Source organism: Prevotella aurantiaca (assembly GCF_015262605.1).
Classification (GTDB): domain Bacteria; phylum Bacteroidota; class Bacteroidia; order Bacteroidales; family Bacteroidaceae; genus Prevotella; species Prevotella aurantiaca.
In genome coordinates this window covers 1-20,658 of record NZ_JABZSJ010000022.1, presented here as the reverse complement: position 1 = coordinate 20,658, position 20,658 = coordinate 1, and the positions used below count along the sequence as shown (strand labels likewise).

At 38.2% G+C, this 20,658-nt stretch carries 9 protein-coding genes; 6 read left to right on the top strand and 3 right to left on the bottom strand.

What is annotated here, in order from left to right:
- Window positions 1-49: 49 nt before the first annotated feature.
- Window positions 50-1,009, bottom strand: coding sequence for a type I phosphomannose isomerase catalytic subunit (locus HXN26_RS05395; protein WP_024999914.1), 960 nt, complete (start codon window positions 1,007-1,009; stop codon window positions 50-52).
- A 311-nt stretch (window positions 1,010-1,320) separates the two neighbouring features.
- On the opposite strand from HXN26_RS05395, the gene HXN26_RS05390 reads away from it, so the two are divergent.
- Window positions 1,321-3,225 carry a DEAD/DEAH box helicase gene (locus HXN26_RS05390; protein WP_273159372.1) on the top strand — a complete coding sequence of 635 codons (1,905 nt, stop codon included), beginning with the start codon at window positions 1,321-1,323 and terminating at the stop codon, window positions 3,223-3,225.
- A 298-nt stretch (window positions 3,226-3,523) separates the two neighbouring features.
- On the opposite strand, the gene HXN26_RS05385 is transcribed toward HXN26_RS05390, so the two are convergent.
- The gene (locus HXN26_RS05385; RefSeq protein ID WP_273159371.1) at window positions 3,524-8,068 is read right to left on the bottom strand and encodes a choice-of-anchor J domain-containing protein; all 4,545 of its coding nucleotides are present in this window, start codon (window positions 8,066-8,068) and stop codon (window positions 3,524-3,526) included.
- Between the two features lie 229 nt (window positions 8,069-8,297).
- Complete coding sequence (locus tag HXN26_RS05380; protein WP_273159369.1) at window positions 8,298-10,709, bottom strand: ribosomal protein L7/L12; 2,412 nt, start codon at window positions 10,707-10,709, stop codon at window positions 8,298-8,300.
- Window positions 10,710-11,447: 738 nt separating this feature from the next.
- On the opposite strand from HXN26_RS05380, the gene HXN26_RS05375 reads away from it, so the two are divergent.
- The 5 genes from HXN26_RS05375 (at window position 11,448) to HXN26_RS05355 (ending at window position 20,201) form a co-directional block, all read left to right on the top strand.
- Entirely contained in the window at window positions 11,448-14,177 is a 2,730-nt protein-coding gene (locus HXN26_RS05375) for a carboxypeptidase-like regulatory domain-containing protein (protein WP_273159367.1), read from the top strand.
- The gene (locus HXN26_RS05370) at window positions 14,174-14,557 is read left to right on the top strand and encodes a hypothetical protein (protein ID WP_025001053.1); all 384 of its coding nucleotides are present in this window, start codon (window positions 14,174-14,176) and stop codon (window positions 14,555-14,557) included. Before HXN26_RS05375 ends, HXN26_RS05370 begins: the two co-directional genes overlap by 4 nt.
- A complete protein-coding gene (locus tag HXN26_RS05365; protein ID WP_273159364.1) occupies window positions 14,558-16,066 on the top strand; it encodes a DUF6850 family outer membrane beta-barrel protein in 1,509 nt (502 codons plus the stop codon).
- Window positions 16,067-16,101: 35 nt separating this feature from the next.
- The gene (locus tag HXN26_RS05360) at window positions 16,102-17,325 is read left to right on the top strand and encodes a DUF4876 domain-containing protein (protein WP_273159362.1); all 1,224 of its coding nucleotides are present in this window, start codon (window positions 16,102-16,104) and stop codon (window positions 17,323-17,325) included.
- Between the two features lie 65 nt (window positions 17,326-17,390).
- Complete coding sequence (locus tag HXN26_RS05355; protein WP_273159360.1) at window positions 17,391-20,201, top strand: M16 family metallopeptidase; 2,811 nt, start codon at window positions 17,391-17,393, stop codon at window positions 20,199-20,201.
- Window positions 20,202-20,658: the final 457 nt, after the last annotated feature.

The following is a 20,658-nucleotide window of genomic DNA, read 5'->3' as shown; positions in this document are numbered from 1 at the left end:
ACTTACATAAATTATCTGACTATTCAGTACTTGTTTTTCTGAATGGTTGTTAAACGAAAGTTTCCAAGAATTTTATCTTTCCCGACACCTTTAAAGTTTGTGTTGTTGCAGGCAAAAGTACAGTCTCGCCTGCTTTTAGTTGACTTTCTGTATTATCAGTACTTAATATACATTCTCCAGACAATGCTATTAACGCAACAAAAGAATCAAGTTCGCTGTAATCAAGCAACAGTGGTTCGTCAAGATCGTAAACAGATGTTGTGAAATGTGCGCATTGTACTAATTCTACGCCCTCATTTTTACGAGTTTTGTACTTTGTTCTATAATCGTTCTCAACGCTAAAATCAATACATTCAGACGCTTCTTCGGTATGCAACTGCCGATAATTACCATCTTTATCTTTGCGCATAAAATCGTAAATACGATAAGTTACATCGCTTGTTTCCTGTATTTCAGCCAAGAAAGTACCTGATCCTATAGAATGAATGCGTCCTGCCGGTAAATAGAAAACATCACCTTCGCCCACATTATATTTAGACAAAGCATCAGTAATGGTATGATTTTCCACCATCATCTTATACTCTTCAGGAGTTATTTTTCTCTTTAGACCACTCAACAAGGTTGCTTCAGGGGCACTTTGCATAATATACCACATTTCTGTTTTACCTCTTCTTTGCCCGCTTGCCTTTGCTTGTTCGTCATCAGGATGTACTTGTATAGATAGCTGCTTATCAGCATCTATAAACTTGATAAGCAATGGAAACTCGTTACCAAAGCGCTCATAATTTTCTTTTCCCACAAGGTCATCCTTTAGTAAAGCCACCAAGTCATTAAGTTTCATTCCTTCGTATTGTCCATTTGCAACAATACTCTCGTTGTCTTTCACACCAGAAATTTCCCAGCTCTCGCCTACTTGCTCCATTTCTGTGTCAAGTTGCTTGAAAGGTATTATTTTATTACCGCCCCATAAAGCTTGTTTCAATAGAGGACGAAACTTTATTATTTCCATTCTTGATAACTTATTTCTTAGTTTATTAGTAAATTGCAAAGATACGACTTTTACACAAAAAAATATAATAAACAAACAAAAACATTGTATATCAAATATTTTCAGTACCTTTGCATCGTTCAAACAGAGTGTTGTCTATTATGGCTGGCTGACAACCAATTGGGTGAACAAGTAATAATAGACAAAAGTTTGGGTGGGTTATAACATTTAAAGTTTCTGACATTAAGGTTAATACACATCGTTATGGTGTGTTTGAATGGCATCATTCTTTAATTTATGCTCTATTCTTACTTTCATAAAAAAGAAATAGTTTGAAAACATTTGAAGAATTAGGCGTTAGCGAAGAGATTCGCCGCGCAATAGAAGAGCTCGGTTTTGAACAACCGATGCCAGTTCAGGAAGCAGTTATCCCTTATTTATTGGGCAATGGTAACGACGTAATAGCACTCGCACAGACGGGTACAGGTAAGACCGCAGCATACGGAATACCTGTTTTGCAGAAAGTAGACCCAATGCAGAAAGAAACCCAAGCACTTATTCTTAGTCCGACACGCGAACTCTGTTTGCAGATTGCAGACGACCTATCCGATTTCTCAAAACATATTGATGGACTCCACGTTGCAGCAGTTTATGGTGGAGCATCTATCGATATGCAAAGTCGCCAGCTTCGTAAAGGTGCACAAATCATTGTTGCTACTCCTGGGCGTCTTATAGACTTGATGAAACGCGGTGTAGCTAAACTTGACACTGTGAATAACGTTGTACTCGATGAAGCTGATGAAATGCTGAATATGGGTTTCTCTGAAAGTATCAATGCCATATTCGAAGGTGTTCCTTCAGATCGCAACACACTATTGTTCTCTGCTACAATGAGCCGAGAAATAGAGAAGATTGCTAAAAGCTATCTACACGACTATAAAGAAATAGTAGTGGGGAGCCGAAACGAAGGAGCCGAAAAAGTGAACCATATATATTATATGGTACACGCGAAGGACAAGTATCTAGCCTTGAAACGTATCGTAGACTACCACCCAAGTATCTTTGCTATTATCTTCTGTCGCACAAAGGTCGAAACGCAAGAGATTGCTGATAAATTGATTCGCGATGGTTACAATGCAGAAGCCTTACATGGTGATCTTAGTCAGCAGCAACGAGACCTAACAATGCAGAAGTTTCGCCAGCATAATGTGCAATTTCTCGTGGCTACAGATGTTGCTGCTCGTGGATTGGATGTAGATGATTTGACTCACGTCATCAACTATGGATTACCCGACGACATAGAAAGCTACACTCACAGAAGTGGTCGTACTGGTCGTGCAGGCAAGAAGGGTACGTCTATTTCGATTATCCACTCTCGCGAACGCTACAAGGTAAAGGCTATCGAGAAAATCATTCAGAAGGACTTTGTAGATGGTACGTTGCCAGCAGCAAAAGATATTTGCAGCAAACAGCTCTTCAAAGTGATGGATGAAATTCTGAAAGTTGATGTTAACGAAGAAGAAATAGAACCATTCTTAAAAGATATAAATCGCCATTTCGAATATATCGACAAGGAAGATATTATAAAGAAAATCATAAGTATGACTTTCAATCGCTTCTTGGAATACTATGCAAATGCGCCCGAAATAGAAAAGCCATCGGGTAAGCGTAGCGACCGAGAAAGCGAACGTAGCAGTCGCAGCAGTCGTGGTGAACGTAATCGTAAAGCTCCACGCACTCCTGAAGCTGGTTACAAGCGTCTATTCATTAACCTTGGAAAAGACGATGGATTCTATCCTGGCGAAGTCATGCAGTTTATCAATAAGAACGTTCATGGTCGCCAAGAAGTTGGACATATCGATTTATTGGGTAAATTTTCATATATTGAAGTTCCTGAGAAAGATGCCAATAAGGTGATGAAGGCTCTTAATGGTGCTAATTACAAGAAACGTGAAGTACGCTGTAACGATGCTGAAGAAGGTGGACACGGTCGTAATAATCGCAGCAATGGAGAACGTCGTAGCAAACGAAACGAAGAAGATAATAATAGTAACCGCTCTAACAATAGCCGCCATGAACGTAACAGTAAACCAAAGCGCAATGCTCGTTCACAGCAAGAAACTGTTCCATCAGGGGACTGGCGACAATTCTTCCAACACGATACCAAACTAAAAGGTGAAATTCCAGATTTTTCCGAAGAAGGATGGGCAAGAAGAAAGCCTAAGAAAAAGCAATAATTTTACTTCACGATAATAAATATTTTGATAGTGCCAAATTATAAGCATAATCATCTATGTTTCAGCACCAATTGAATCCACACATAAAATGAATTTATATGCCACCATTTGTGGGATATAATTGCATATTATTCGTGAGGATATAAGATAACCTATATACAGACAATTATTTTGATTGTCAAGTTTACATAAAGAGGGTGTACCAAAAATTGTTTTGATACACCCTCTTAATTTATTCTTTAAATATATTTTATACTTTTGCGCTTGCTTTATTTAAACAACAAGCTATCTATCAGCTTTACTTTATTACTCGCTTCTTACCATTGATAATGTACACACCACGCTTTAATCCACTTTGATCTTTAGCACCAGTACGTACTCTTACTCCATTGATAGTTGTTATATCGTATGAAGAAGATGTATCTTCAACAACCTCTATAGAAGTTGCATTAGTAGAAGCATCATTAGAGAAGCCAGATTCATTAACTTCTCCATCTTTAGAAGTATATACAACGGTAACATTATATACGTGGTCGCCTGTTACACGAGTGTTGGTATAGGTCTTTTGGTCACCTTTCACACTGGCAATCTTCTTTCCATCTCGATATATAATATATTCTGTTATCTTATCATCAGCACCTGTTGATAGCTGCTCATAGCTTACATCGTCCACACCGAATATATAAGATTTACCCTTAGGCGTGTTATGATGAATAGCAAAATATTTTGCCCCTTCTGGAATCTCAACAGTAATTTGTTTCCAATTGGCATCTTCGTTATATGCTGTAGTACCATTTGCTTTTTCACTCTTTATTTTGACAAAGTTAGCTGTATCGGTACCTTCTGTAGAATAAAGAATATCGAAATTCTCAGCAAAATTTGTATCACCAGGACGAGTAGCAATATTCAATACATAGAAAGTTACTTCCTGCTTTCTGCCAGACAAACGTGGCGAAATGAGCCAGTTGTTTTGTGTCATAAATTTACGATTTGAATCGTATCCATAAACAGCTGCAGCGTACTGGTTACCATTATGAGGCGCCAAACCTGGATTTACGTTTGTCATATCTTCAATCCACCAATTAGGATTGAAAGCAGTAAACGCAAAAGGTTCTCCTTGTCCAGGGAATGTTGAAGAAGGCTGTAATGCACCTGCCATACTCTTATCTCCATCAACCATCGTCCATGGGGTCATATCCTTTGCAAACGGAGAATAGCTTTCAAAGCCATCCATAATTCGCTTTGGTTCGGGCAATGTAGGGAGACCCCAAGTAAGCACAACCTTGTTATCTGCAACAACTTGTGCTTTCAGGTCATTTATTTTACCATAAGGTGAAGGTATAACCTTAACCGACTTAGCTTCAGTTTCATTGTCGCTAAGCTGCATATCGCCATCGTATACAACCATAGCTTTCACTTGTAACGATGTGGCCTCTTCATTGATAGCAACAGGAAGTTTCATCGTTATAGTATCACTTGCCATTGAAGGAAGCTGCTTTATTCTGCTTGCTGCATCACATTGGTTACCATTTATATAAAGAAGCGCAAAATATCTCTCTGCTGTTACAGCTCCAAGGTTTTTCACAACAACTTTAACTTGTCCTTTCTTACCAGCTATAACGCTTTCTGGTGTTGTGATACTTATTGCAGCAAGGTTACGTTCAAACTGATCAAGAATATTTATATTATCTACTCCTATCATTACCTTAGAACCCTTTGCAACACCGTCAAATTTAACAATGATGTAACGTTCGTTTGAGTAGGCACCCAAATCAATAGTTTGACGTTCCCAACCATTCTTGGTTGTCTTGCTAAGATCATATTGTGCCGCTACATGGTCTTTTCCATCAGGAGTCTGCACTAATACCTTCAGTGTAGCTTCATTACCTATCAATGAGTACAAATCGAAGAATAATTTTGGATTTGCAGCTCCCGCAAGAGCAACCTTTGGCATGTTGACAGAAGTTTCATCACCTTGCTGTATTGTGAACTCAACGTCGTTTCCAGCATACACTTCAGTATAATTTGCCCAAACGAAACTACCACCGTCTTTATCTGAAGCTGCATCAGTAACAACACGCCACGCAGCAGCAGTTTTACGACTATTATATTGTTCGTTACCTAATAATGAAGCAAAGCCATTATCTAACTGTCCACCCTTCATACTTTCCTTAAATGGTAACGGAATAGATGGTCCTACAACCACTCCTCGAGCAGTTATATACTCACTCTGTCCTCCATCACTATTAGCTCTAACAGCAAACCAAGCCAAAGTCTGAGTTTTTCCGTCTTCCATTGTGGTTTTGTTAGGGTCAAAAGGAATAGTTGCACTTGTTGCACCAAGAGTACTTGTCGTCAAAGAGTCACCCAATTCAAACCCAAAGTCGCCTTTTTCTAATGTATAGAAAGTAACACTAACACCTTCAGGATTAAGGAATCCACCATTAGCTCCTGTTGACTTAAATCTATCCCACACAGCTTTTAGTTCTTTACCTTGATCGGTAAACATAATACCTGTAGGGTTATGGGGAACATCTATTCCTATATAAGCCTTACTTGTAGCTTTACGACCAGGATGACCATCAAGATAAGGTGTTATAGTATAAGTATGGAATCCGCTTGTTGGAACGTTCTCATCTGTCCATTCCACTTGAGCTCCAATTGCAGATGCATTTATACGACCAATTTGCATTCCATCTCTACTTATAGTAAAGCTGTCTATACGACTTAAAGCAGCTCCGTTGAGACTAACATTTGGAGTTGTAAAGCGAATGGTAGCTTTCAATGCACCATTCTGTGCTGGGGTAACTATCAGCGATTTTACCGAATCAGGAGCAGATGAATATGCAGTCTTAGTAATTGAGATATTATCAATTGCTATCTGATATTTATCTGTGGTACTTGTATTATCATGGAACCCAATATAGAAGTTTCCATTAGTATCAGGGATAATGTCAGCAGTGCATACTTGCCATTCTCCATTTGTTTCCGAGAATTCTGGAGTGAAAGTATTGATTAAAGTGTTTGTTAACTGTTCTGGATTATTACCTTTTCCCCACTTTACTTCAAGAGTATTTTGAGGTGTTTTCATTATATTACGCACTTTAAATGACACTGTGTAAACGCGGTCAGAAGAGAGATGTATAGCAGGAGTTACAAGCCAATCATCGCTTGCGATAGTAGCGTGAGCTTGGTAACTCATGGCACCATAACCTAAAACACCATTACACCACCATGTAAACTTATCGTTATTCGCATCAATTACTTTAAACATTGATAAGGCAGATTGTCCTTCAAATCTATAACTCCAATCAGGCTCTATAGTAACTCCAGCTACTAATGATGTAGTATTTGTCCAACGGCTACCCTTTACATCGCCACTAATTGCTCTAACCGCATAAGTGTAGCTTGCCTGTTGCACAGTAGATAAGTCATCAGTACATGATGTTCCACTAATACCCGCTGCAACACTTATAGTATCACGTCCTTGAATACGAATTACATCATAAGTCAGATTACCAAGTGTTCCTTGATGCACTCCTGCGGTTGGTGCTGTCCATGATATTGTAACTATGCCATTAGCTAATGTTGCCGTAGGATTTCCTACAACTTCTGGTTCATCAAATCCAATCCATTGCTTAATATTTGATGCTGGAGATGTTCCACCAGAGTTAGATACAGTCACTACAAAATTGTATTCGCCACTATGTAATAGCTGAACAGGCTTACTAATACTTGTACCAGGTTGTGCTGTGCCCGTAGCTATTTGTGTTCCATTGGCTGTAATAACATAATCAACATTACCATTCAAATTAGCTCCACCAACAGTTTTAGTAGGTAAAGTAAAACTTACCGTGCCATTAAGATTTGTTCCGCTAAACGCAACTGCTAATTGTGAAACAGAAGCAGGAGCATTAGCATTGAGTGCTACAGGAGCAATTGCCATACCATACATAGTAATATTGGCATCGGCAATCTTTGTAACTGCACCAGTATTCAAATCAACAGTATAGAGAGCTGTGTTATAATCTTTGTCCTGTGCATACCAATAGAAAGTATTATCTTTTGGATCTATTTCTCCAGTCTGAGAATAAGGAACTCCCCATTCGTCTGTAAGTTCAATACCTGTTGAACCAATTTTTGTTTCTGCTCCATCGGTAATCGAAATTTTATAAAGAAAACCATCTGAAGCTATACCATAAAGGCGATTATCAGAAGTGATACCCATCGCTACATACTTACGTGTGGTTGTTCCAAACGTAGTACGTTTACGTGTACGATAATCTACTGTACCCAACTCGAATTGTTGATTATTGGCTGTACTATTATAAAATTCTCCATACACTGTGCCATCTTTAGCTTGTGCTGTTTCCAATGCTGCAAGCGAGAAATCGTTATAAGTAGTTCCGCTTCCTTGCCATGTTAATAGGTCATAAGTATAAAGTGTTAATTCGCCACTTCCTACTCCATAACGTTGGAAATCTACGGTATACATTTTTCCATCAGCTATCTGTACACCATTTTTAGCAATACGTTGAGTTTGCTTTCCCAATAAAGTAAAACTTATCTTGTCTGCTGTATTTTTAGGATGGAAAGAGTAATACCCCCATTGTTCATTTATACTAGCATTAGTCCAAAGTACAACAGAAGGATCTAAGGATTTCGGTGTTCCAATAGATGCCTTATGCACAATGGATTTCCCAGATGGAACAAGACCTTTCGGTTGCCGTTCTGTTTGAACTGGGCTTGGTTTCATCAATCTATGGGCTTTCTGAGCCACACTGACTGTTGGAATAAACAGCGTCAGTACTGATAGAGTGATTGTCGTAAGTGTTTTCTTCATAAACTTTTTAAATAATTGGTTTGTATTAATATAAAAGATAAAGTTCTAATGATTAAATTCTTAAAATATGATAAGGCACATTCTAAAATTTCTTTGTTATGGTAAAACCATTTAAAGATTATTTTTAGAACATGCCTTAGATATATCACCACTTATGGTTCATTGTTAAGTACCAATTGTGGATGCACATTTATTTTCCTTTTTAAGTATAAAAGCACTTAGTTGCTTTTTACTTTTTCAAGACTTTCTTTCCGTTTACAATGTAAACACCAGCAGGTAAGTTATCGAATTTAGCATTGAGACGCACACCCTGCAAAGTGTAGATAACATTTTCTTTTGCGTCTATAGTTTGAACACTGATACCTGTGGGCTTCCACGTTCCATGTGGATAGATGTTTGCTTTAGCACCTACTTCAAGTAATCTATCTCTTGCAGCCTTTGCTTCTTCTTCTGTCATATTTTCCTTGATAATGCAAGGTGCTGTTGCAATAAGTTTCTTGACAGCCATCATACCCATACCTGTAATATCTTTTACGATAGCGATTACAGCTATTTCTCTTTCACCAACTTCTTCCAATACGAGGTCGTAAGTTGTTTCTGCACCTTTAGGTTGGATAGTTACCCAATCTGTAACAACCTTACCATTTGAACCGAAAAGTGAGTAGTAAATATAACCGCTCTTATCAAGCTTCTTCCATTCTGTACCTTCTGGGGTAACGATGCTACAATCTGTAAATTCAGGAACATATGATACTCTACCGATACTGCCCTTAAATTCGTCCTTAGTTGTTCCGTTACCCTTAATGCGAACATTGCACTTGTTGAACTTCCAACGACCACTGGTGATACCATTTACTCCACCACTGATTTCCAAAGTACAACCATCTACAACTATAGAACCTGGATTGAGAATACCATAGCAATAGTCTTCGTTTCCAGACTTTGCACCTGTTATAGTAAGCTTGCCTTCACCAGCAAATGTAAGCTTATCGTAATTAACTAAAGCACCTCTTTTATCTGAACTGATAGTGTTTTCACCGATAAGTTTAATAGTCATATTTTTAACAGATGTCCATAAACCTGCATCTTTATCTCCTGTAGCAGCGATAGTTGCATTTTCAAGAGTCAGTGTATTTGTTGCTGCATCAAAAATAGCTTTACCCTTAACACCATCAATAACTGTCAAGTCGCCACAATTTTCAGAAGTAACTCGTTTACCACAAATCAGCATATTATAGTTCTCAGGTGTAGCGTTTTCAGGCTTAATTGTTACCCAATCAGTAACAACCTTATCATTTGCAAAGAGAGAGTAGTAAACATAGCCACTCTTTTCAAGTTTCTTCCATTCAGTACCAGTAGGTGTAACAATCTTACAATCTGTAAATTCAGGAACGTATCCTATTCTACCGATACTACCTTTGAATTCATCCTTAGTTGTTCCACCACCTTTTATGCGTACATTACACTTATTGAATTTCCAGCGACCACTGGTAATACCAGTTACACCACCGCTGATTTCCAAAGTACAACCATCTACAACAACAGAACCTGGATTAAGGAAACCATAGCAGTAGTCTTCGTTTCCAGACATTGCGCCAGTTATTGTAAGTTTGCCTTCACCTGTGAAAGTAAGTTTTTCGTAATTAACCATACCACCTCTCTTATCTGAAGTGATAGTGTTTTCACCAATAAGTATAATTTTCAAATCCTTAATAGAGGTCCACAAACCAAAGCCAGAAGCTTTTTCTTCTTTATTGATGATTGAAGCATTTTCAAGAGTAAGTGTATTTGTTGCTGGGTCGAATTTTACTTTACCCTTAACACCTTCTATTACTGTCAAATCACCACAGTTTTCAGAAGTTACTCGTTTACCAGCAATGAGCATATTATAATTTTCAGGTGTAGCATTTTCAGGTTTAATTGTTACCCAGTCAGTTACAACCTTATCGTTTGAACCAAAGAGAGATTGGAAAGTATAGCCACTCTTTTTAAGTTCCTTCCACTTTGTACCTTCAGGAGATACGATTTTACAATCAGTAAATTCAGGAACATATCCTAATCTACCCATACTGCCCTTAAATTCGTCTTTGTCTGTGCCGCCACCTTTAATGCGAACATTGCACTTGTTGAACTTCCAACGACCGCTGGTAATACCATTGATACCACCACTGATTTCTAAAGAACAGCCATTTACAGTAATAGTACCTGGATTAAGAACACCATAACAGTAATCTTCGTTACCAGACATTGCTCCTGTTATAGTGAGCTTTCCATCACCTGTGAAAGTAAGTTTTTCATAATTAACCATAGCACCACTCTTTTCTGAAGTGATTGTATTGTTACCAACAAGCTTAATGGTCAAATCTTTAATAGAGTTCCAAAGAACAACACCTGCAGCTTTCTCTGCTGTACTACTAATGGTAGCATTTTCAAGGGTGAGCGTATTGGTTGTTGGGTCATAAGACGCCTTACCCTTAACACCTTCTATGGCAGTTAAGTCACCACAGTTTTCAGAAGTTACTCGCTTTCCTCCTATCAGAAGATTGTAGTTTTCTGCTTGCATTGGTTGCGGCAGAGCGAAAGCAGTAACAAACAATGCGACTATTACCGCACACATGTTCCTAAGTAGATTGTTTTTCATTGTTCAAACCGCGCCTCTCCATAATCCCTCTATTTTAAAAAGTGGGAAACGCCTTCCGAGACTGGGGCGTTTTGATTATTAATAATTGTTTAGCTATTCGGCTACAAATATAGTATTTTTTTTTAATTTATGCAAAAGTGTAGGATTATTATTGCGAAAACAACATTTACTAACACTTTTTTTTATTTTTGCTTACTGTAAGATAAGTTTTAACCTTCTATAAAAGTAAAAAGATTTGATTATATACCATTGTTAACGAATAAAACAAAACTCTTAATAATATCAAATTCATTCAGTTCAAAATAGCATATAGACATCCTTGATGCAAAAATTCTCGAAATCTATGAAATAAACAAGTTTTTTTCTGAAAATCTCGTTAATAACCTATCCATATTTTGGTGTATGAAAACAATATCGCTAACCATCACTTTATGTACTTCATAATGAGGAGAATATACCCGACTAAAAAGGGCTCGAAAAAATATAATAAGAAAATAAAAATTTATAATTATAAATTTTAAAATTATAATTACAATTTAAAGAGAATATAATTATAATTTTTCTATGTGATAAGTTCTATCTAAAGTTTTCCATTTTTTCAAGGGTTAAAAGTATTATCTCATCATTAAATTTCAGCAGATGATAACTGCTTGTTTATTATAGAATTTACCCACTTTTAAGTATTGCTCCATTCATTCTATTTTCTTATTTTTGCAATTTGAAAATAACAATACAAAAATGACGAGGGCAAGATACTTACTTTTTACTATATTTGTTTTTCATGCCATTATAGTTTTTGCACAAGATGTAACAAATGGACTCGTTTTGGAAAATCTAACACGTCAGCCTGTTATTGGGGCTTCCATTATACTTACAGAAACCAAAAATGTTGTAGCAATAACCGACATGAATGGTCGCTTTACAGCGAAAAATCTAAATGGAAGAACTATCCGTATAAGCTATATAGGTTTTAAATCTTTGGTGGTAAAGGCTTCAAAAGATGCTACCTACTATTTAGTAGAAGATACAAATGCATTGGCTGAAGTAGTTGTTACTGCCCAAGAGTCACGTGGGTTGTCTGCTGCTTCTACTATTGGCAAAAAAGCTATGGAGCATTTACAACCTTCTACTTTTTCTGATTTACTGGAATTGCTGCCTGGTGGTCGTTCTTCAGACCCTGCTTTGAATAATCCTAATAGTATTCGACTACGCGAAGCATCTTCGAATAGCGGAACCAACTATACAACCTCATCGCTTGGAACAAGTTTCATTGTTGACGGAGCACCTGTTTCTAATAACGCCAATATGCAATATATGAAAGGTGCATGGGATACCCCTGTAACCAATCGTGATTTTACCAACAAAGGTGTTGACATGAGAACAATTTCTACTGACGATATAGAAAAGGTAGAAATAGTGCGCGGAATTCCTTCTGTTGAATATGGCGACCTTACAACTGGACTCGTAAAAATTGAACGACGTCGTGGTGGGAATAATCTGAATGCACGTTTAAAAGCTGATATGAGCAGCAAGCTTTTCTATATGGCAAAGGGCTTCGAGTTTGGAAAGCATTGGACTCTTAACTTTAGTGCTGACTATCTTGATGCTAATCGCGACCCTCGAAACTCATTGGAGCGATATTCTCGCATTACATTCTCTGCACGTAGTGGCGCAACTTGGATAAAAGATGGTTATACGTTGAAGTGGAACAATAATTTCGATTATGGTGGTTCGTTTGATGGCGAAAAGTTAGACCCCGATTTGAATAATGGGAAAATAGATACTTACAAGTCTAAGTATAATCGTTTGGCCTTCAATTCTGCTCTAGATATAGCATTTAAGCGCACTCTTTGGCTGAAGTCTATAAGTGCTACGTTTTCTACAAGTTACCAACACGATGTTATATCTCGTACACGTTTGGTACAATTATCGCAAATGACACCTGCTTTAACAACTACTGCAGAAGGCGAATTTAATGTTCCTATTCTTCCCTACACGTATTATGGAACTCAAGATGTAGACGGAAAACCTTTCAATATCTTTGCTCAGTTGAATACAAAACTGCAGGTTCCTTCTAATTATATTTTCAATACGCTACTTATCGGAGCTGCTTGGACATTGGATAAAAACTATGGAGATGGTCAGAAATTTGATCCTTTGCACCCACCATATTCAGGAACTTCGGTTAGACAACGTAAACTTTCATCTATTCCTGCTATGAATACGCTTGCAATTTATGCAGAAGAACAGTTACGCATACCCATAGCACGTCATACGTTTGAGTTAAATGGTGGTATCAGAGCAAGCCAAATGCTTAATTTACCTACCTCTTATTCAATGCACGGACATTGGTATTTCGATCCAAGAATGAATCTTGGATGGTCTTTTCCAAGATTTAATATTGGAAAATGGACAACGAGTATTCGAATTCAAGGCGGCATTGGACAACACACAAAGAATCCAACGATGGAATATCTCTATCCTGACCCTCGGTATTTAGATATTGTGCAACTAAGTTATTATCACCCCAATGATAATTATAGAGTCATTAACGTGCGCACATTTGTTATTGATGCAACGAACGAAGCATTAAAACCAGCTCGCAATCTAAAGTGGGAGTTGGGCACTGATATCAATATTTCTGGCAATCATCTCTCTGTTACTTATTTTAAAGAGAACATGACTTCTGGATTCCGTAGCAATACTATTTATCAACCCTACACTTTCAAACAATACGATACATCTGGAATTGACCCTAATAACATTACTGCTGCACCTGATGTAGCAACTCTTCCTTATACAATGGTTCAAGAGTTATTTGGACGAAGCGAATATACAAATGGCAGTCAAACATTAAAGCGAGGCATAGAATATACATTTGCTACTCGCCGTATACCATCGTTGCACACCCGTCTCACTATAAATGGTGCGTGGTTCAGAACTATTTATCGTAATTCGCAGGTTGTTGCTTATCGTCCTTCTGCTGTTATCAATAACAAGCAGATACAATTTGTTGGCTTATATCGTGATAATGATGGTGTAAAAAACGAAATGGCAAATACTAATTTTACGTTTGACACCGATATTCCTAAGCTTCGTTTGGGCTTTTCTCTCTCTGCTCAATGCCTTTGGTATACCTCTACACAACGTCTTCCTTTAAGTAATGAACCTGACCAATATATCTCTCCCGATGGTACTATACATGAATGGCAAAAGGAAGATGCCAACGATACATATCTGCGTTTCCTCGTTCGCAATCACTCAGCAGTTGAATACATCAACTATATTGTGCCCTTCTCAATGAATTTAAATCTTAAGGTAACGAAGAAGTTGCTCAACGACCGCCTCAATGTAGCGATGTTCTGCAACAGAATCTTAGATTACACCCCCGACTACGAACAAAACGGCATTAAGATAAGACGCAGTGTGCGCCCTTATTTTGGCTTAGAAATCAATGCAAAGTTATGAGATACTTTCTTCAAATAATATTTCTTGCGCTTGTTGGCACTACTTTGACATCGTGTCATAATAGCACCGATGACTATATGGCATCAGTAACCATTGTTATTAATGGTGATGATAGTTTGCAAATAGACCGTATTCAGGCAATAGCTTCTATAAGAAATCTTAACACAAAACAGGTTATTACTTCTGCAGATTTCAATGGTAATACTCTAAAACAGCAGTTATTGCGTGGTGCATATCAAGTCAGTGTGGACGGTAGCATACGGTACACTAACCAAAATAAGCAAACACGCATACGTTCATTTCGCAGTCAGACCGATTTTATTTCTTTCGGAAACAGCGAGAACTATACGCTTGTAATGAAACCTATATTTTTAGATTAAATGAAAAGAATCCGACTGCTATATATTATAATAGGTGTGGTATGTGCCAATCTTGCTTTCGCACAAGATTCAGCACGCTTTGAAAGGGCAACGATAATGAGTTTGCCTTATCAAACAGCATGGCAGAACCCTGCTATTTATGGTAGTGCCTTTCAGTTTACACAAAACGAGCTGAAACTGACAGGAGACTATTCACATGCTTCAGCTCCTTTGCTACTTGAAAAAGGTGATGGACATTCTGCAATAGAAGCTAAAACAACTGCTTATATTCGTCTTTCTAACCATACTACAGTATGGGGAAAAGCCTCATATACAACAAAAAGAACAAATAATATAAGGTGGAATTCAACTTCCGACTACGATTTGCTTGCTCCATACGTACTTGCTGATACAGTAGGAGGCAATACACTGGGCGAGCGTTATATGTTTTCTGGTGGCTATTCCACTTCAATTGGCAAATGGTATGTAGGAGCTGAGATGTTATTTCGAGCTGAACAAGAATGGAGGAAGCGCGACCCACGTATGCGTGGAATAGTTTCTGACCTTACAGTAAAACTTGGTACAACTTATAAAGTAACAGATAATTATCAAATTGGAGCTGCACTTTCGGGTAATATATACAAGCAATCGAACGACGTTGACCTATATAATGAACAGGGAGGAGCAGCCCAATATATAATGACAGGACTTGGAACATACTACAAACGCTTCTCTGGCTTTGCTTCAGATATAAACTTTAAGGGAAGCGGAGCTACACTTCTGCTTTCGGTTCTACCAATTACTCAGCGCGGTTTCTATGGAGACATAATGTTGGAGAGCAATCGATATAAACGTATCAGCAACGAATATAACTCATTACCGCTCACAACATTATATAATAATAATGTGGCTGCAACTATGGGCTTTAGGAATAAGGGAACAAAAAGCCTATGGACAACATTCATTCACTATGCTTTTGATTGTCAGCATGGCGACGAACATATTGCAGGAAATGCTATTGCAGGTGTCTATCCAGTATTAGCCGACCTCACAATGTATAAACAATACCGCACTACAACATACGTTGGTGCAATGTTCACGGCTCTTTCAAGGAACCAATGGAGCATTGGCACAAAGCTCGGCTATATTTCCAACCGTTCAAAATATGTATATCCAAGTAGGAGATTAGATTTTTCACATCTATTCGGTGAAGCAACTACTCAACTTTTAGCACCTTTTGGTAAACGTTGGCTTGCTGATTGCCAGCTTACAGCAGCTTATTTTGCAAAAGCAAGTGCCGCAATTGATATGCCATTTGGCGATATGGAGCCTTTTTTTGTACAGATGGTGAACTATAACTATATGCAACAGCGAGCTAGTTATGGGAATATTAACGCCCGTTTCCGCACCGACTACAAATTAAACAACCCTCGATATGGCATGTTTGCAGAACTACAAGGTGCAACAACCTTTACTTCAGAACGTAAAAATCAATTCAAAATGAGCCTTACAATGGGCTTTACATTTTAAATAAATTATTCAGTATTCAATTAAATAAAAAGAAAATGACAAAGAAAATTTTAATGAGCACCATGTTGCTCTTAGCTATTTGCTTTAGTTTTGTATCTTGTTCAGACGACAAGAACGATGCAACAACAACCTCGTCAGCAGTCATCAATCTTGAAATGCCGATGACTATTCAAGACGGAACACTCCATAATGTAAAGATTATCTTTACAAATAAGAGTACAGCGCAAACATATACAATAGAGAAAGTAGAAAAAACAGCTAATGGTTATACCGCAACTATTGAGAATTTACCTATTGGCTCTTACTCAGTAGTAGCTGTTGGAACTGCCAATTTCTCTGTTGATGGTCAGCAAACTACTACCGAAGTAAAAGCGACCAATGAGAATGTAAACATTGTTGAGAATCAATCAGGTAACACTATCAAGCTTTTATTCAACGTATTCACAGGTAAAGAGGGTTTTGTTATATCTGAAATATTCTTCCGCGGCACCTCAAGAGATGGAAGTAGTGTGTATAACAGAGACCAATACTTTAAGATTACCAACAACAGCGATCAGACTTTATATGCCGATAGCATCATTATTATGGAGTCAGCCTTCAGAAACGACAATCCACAAACCTACTTAAAGGACTTGCGTAACGATGGTTTTGCTACAAATGCAATCTATATGATACCAGGAAATGGCAACGATGTTCCTGTGAAACCAGGCGAAAGTCTTTTAATTGCACTGAACGCGAAAGACCATAAGGCTGTTAGTAGCACCTCATTCGACCTCAGTAAGGCAGACTTTGAGTTTTACGATGAATCAAAGGTAAGCATAAAGGACGAAGATAACCCATCTGTTAAGAACCTCGACAAGTGGTATTGCTATACTCAATCGTTCTTTATCCTCAACATGCATGGTAATAATGCGTATGCAATTGCTAAGATTCGTGGCACAAAAGAGGACTTCTTAAAGAACAACACATACAATGCTCAGTACTATGCTGTCAATGGTAAGTTAATGACAACTAACGCTTACTTCATTCCAAATGCTTGGATTATCGATGCTGTAAACCTCTCTTATAAGGACAACGACCACCAATGGCGCGTTATGTCTATATTGCTTGATAAGGGTTATACTTATTGTTCTGATAACAAAAACGATAAGAGTGGTATTGGTACAGCTGTAGTACGCAAAATGGCAAATGGTAAATATGCTGATACTAACAACTCAACAGAAGACTTCACACCGAAGGCAACACCTACCGTTAAGTAGTTTTCTTAAAGCTGTTGGAGGGATTAATAGTGCTCTCCAACAGCTTTTTCTATTATAAAAACATTATGAACAAACTTCTTTCGCTTTTACTTGTTACACTCCTCTTGCCGCTTTCACTATCGGCACAGACTATGGAGACTGACAAGTCGTACCGAATAGGTAAGTTGGAGAATGGTCTAACTTATTATATTCGCCACAATTCTAAAGAACCAATCCTTGCTGATTTCTACATAGCACAGCGTGTTGGGTCTATTCTAGAAGAACCTCGCCAACGTGGTTTAGCTCATTTTCTGGAACATATGGCGTTCAATGGTACTAAGAATTTTCCAGGAAAAGGAAGCTCTTTGGGTGTTGTGCCTTGGTGTGAGACTATTGGTGTGAAGTTCGGAACAAATCTAAATGCTTATACCAGCGTAGAACAAACCGTTTATAACATATCGTCTGTACCTATCAAACGTGAAGGAATAATAGACTCAACTTTGCTTATTCTGCACGATTGGAGCCACTTTTTGTTGCTGAACGAGAATGAAATAGATAAAGAGCGTGGCGTTATTCACGAGGAATGGCGTACACGTAGAGCTGGAAAAGCCGTACAACGTATGATGGAACGCGTGTTTCCTATTGTTTATAAAGGTACAAAATACGAAGATTGTCTGCCTATTGGCTCTATGAACATTGTTGATAGCTTCCCTTATAAAGACCTCCGCGACTACTATCAAAAGTGGTATCGCCCGGATTTGCAAGCCATTATCGTTGTCGGAGATATTGATGTAGACAAGATGGAGCAGAAGATTCGCAGCACATTTGCCGATGTTCCAAAACCTATAAACCCTGCCGAAAGAGTTTATTATCCTGTTGCCGACAACGAGAAAATGATAGTTGCCATTGACAAAGATACTGAACAGCCTATCATGCTCGCCAATCTCTACATGAAACAAGAGGCTACTCCCGACAGCGAAAAGGGACTTTTGGTTACTGCCCGTAAGAGTTATGTAACTGAACTTATAACTTACATGATAAACCGTCGTCTTTCTGATATAAAGGAACGGGCTACACCACCATTTCATAGTGCTTCGGTGAACGCAGGACAATTCCTTATTTCAAAGACGAAAGATGCCTTTTCGCTTTCGTTTGGCTGTTTACAAGAGAACGTGAAAGGTTCGTTCGATGCTGCTATAGCTGAAGTTGAACGTGCTCGACAGCATGGTTTTACTAAAAAAGAACTACTCCGTGCAAAAGAGGGACTACTGAAAACGGCCGAACGTGGATATAACGAACGCAACGATAGAGGTAACCGTTACTTTGTTAGAGCGGCATTACAGAACTTCCTTGCAAGCGAACCTATAACTACAGCAGAATACAATTACAAGCTGATGAAGCAATTCGACAAGGAAATTACACTTGCTGATGTAAATAAGGAGGTTACTGAACTTATCTCAAACAAGAACCAAGTGCTTACGATATATGCTCCTGAGAAACCCGATTTCCATGTTGCCAATGCGCAAACCTTTGAGAAATACGTTCTTGATGCACAAGCAAAGAAATACAAACCCTATAAGGAAACTGCTGTTAGTAAGCATCTTATTGCTAAGTTGCCTAAGAAAGGAAAGATAAAAAGCGAACAAGACTGGGGCAAATTCGGTGTAAAGAAACTTGTTTTGAGTAACGGTGTAAAGGTATATGTTAAGTCTACAGACTACGCTAAAGACCAAATTACCATGCGTTTCTATGGTGAAGGCGGCAAATCTCTATACCCTGACGCTGACGCACTGAACTTCCACATGCTCACAAGTGCCATTACTGATGCGGGAGTGGGCAAGTTTGACAACATACAACTGAGCAAAATGATCAACGGAAAGACTGTTCGCATAAGCCCAAGTATCGATAATGAAACGCAAGCCATCAATGGTAACTCGTCAGTAAAAGACTTACAAACGCTGTTAGAACTTACTTACCTTTACTTTACTGCCCCTCGCAAAGATGCACAAAAGTTTGAAGGCAGCATCGCTACTATGCGTTCGTTCCTCAAAAACCGTGAAGCTAACCCACAAGTGGCTTACAACGACTCGGTTTCGGCTATTCTTTACGGACATCATCCACGCTTGCAACCCATCAAGGTTAGCAATATTGACCGTGTATCGTACGATCGTATTTGGCAAATCTACAACGAACGATTCAGCGATGCATCTGGTTTTAAAATGGTTTTGATTGGTAATATCGACATGGAAAAACTCCGTCCGTTGCTCTGTAAATATATTGCCACACTGCCTTCAAAGGGTAAACGAGACATGGTTAAGGATAGTTACCCCGCAATACGCAACGTAAATGAAACGCATATCTTCAAAAAGAAGATGAACACACCATCTACTTTGGTGAGCGTTTTCTATACTTTCGACGAACCTTATACAGCAAAGGCTGACCTCGCACTTGATATTTTCAAGCGTGTACTAACCATTGCTTATACGGATTCCGTACGCGAAGAGAAAGGAGGAACGTATGGAGTGAGCGTACAAAGCGAGCTTGACAAGAACTCTAAGCCCTCTGCTTTGGTGCGAATAGGCTTCCGAACCGACCCTGTAAAGTATAAAATGCTTATTCCTATTGTTTATAAACAGATTGAACACATTGCCAATAACGGACCATTACCGCAGAGTTTAGAAAAGGTTAAGAAGTATTTGCTTAAAGCATACCAACAGAGTATCATCACAAACAGCTATTGGGACTATGTTATTTACAACTATTTACGAAATGGCATCGACTTCTACACTGGCTACGAAGAGTTGCTTAATGGTATTACCGCGCAAGATGTGCAGCAGATTGCAAAGGATATGCTGAAATCGAACCGCCGCATTGAAATAACTATGATGTCTGAATAGAAAAGTAATTGAGAACCAATGAAATATTACAAAGGCTTTTAATAGCATTTGGATGAAGATAAACGAAAGAGCTGAACTTCCACATTTGCGAAGTTCGGCTCTTTATTTATACAAACATAGAAAATTGTAACATGTAGGAATAACCGCTATCTCCAATCTTAGTACTTATATAATCGTATGCTTTGAGCAGCAAAAAACTGAAAGAAAAAGAGTTGAATTATTTGTTTAAGAACCCGCTTTGCCTTATTACTTTATTTCCTTTTATTTTACCTTTAACACCTCCTTTATTCGCATAAACTATGTAAATATTTTTTCAGATTTAAATATTTGCATAACAACCTTACTTTCAGTTCTTTACAATATAGGTTCTTTTGCATTGTAAAAGAGCCTGTTTTACACAGCAATGAGGGTGTGTCAAAATTGATACATCCTCTTTTTATTCTTCCTTTACCTTGTC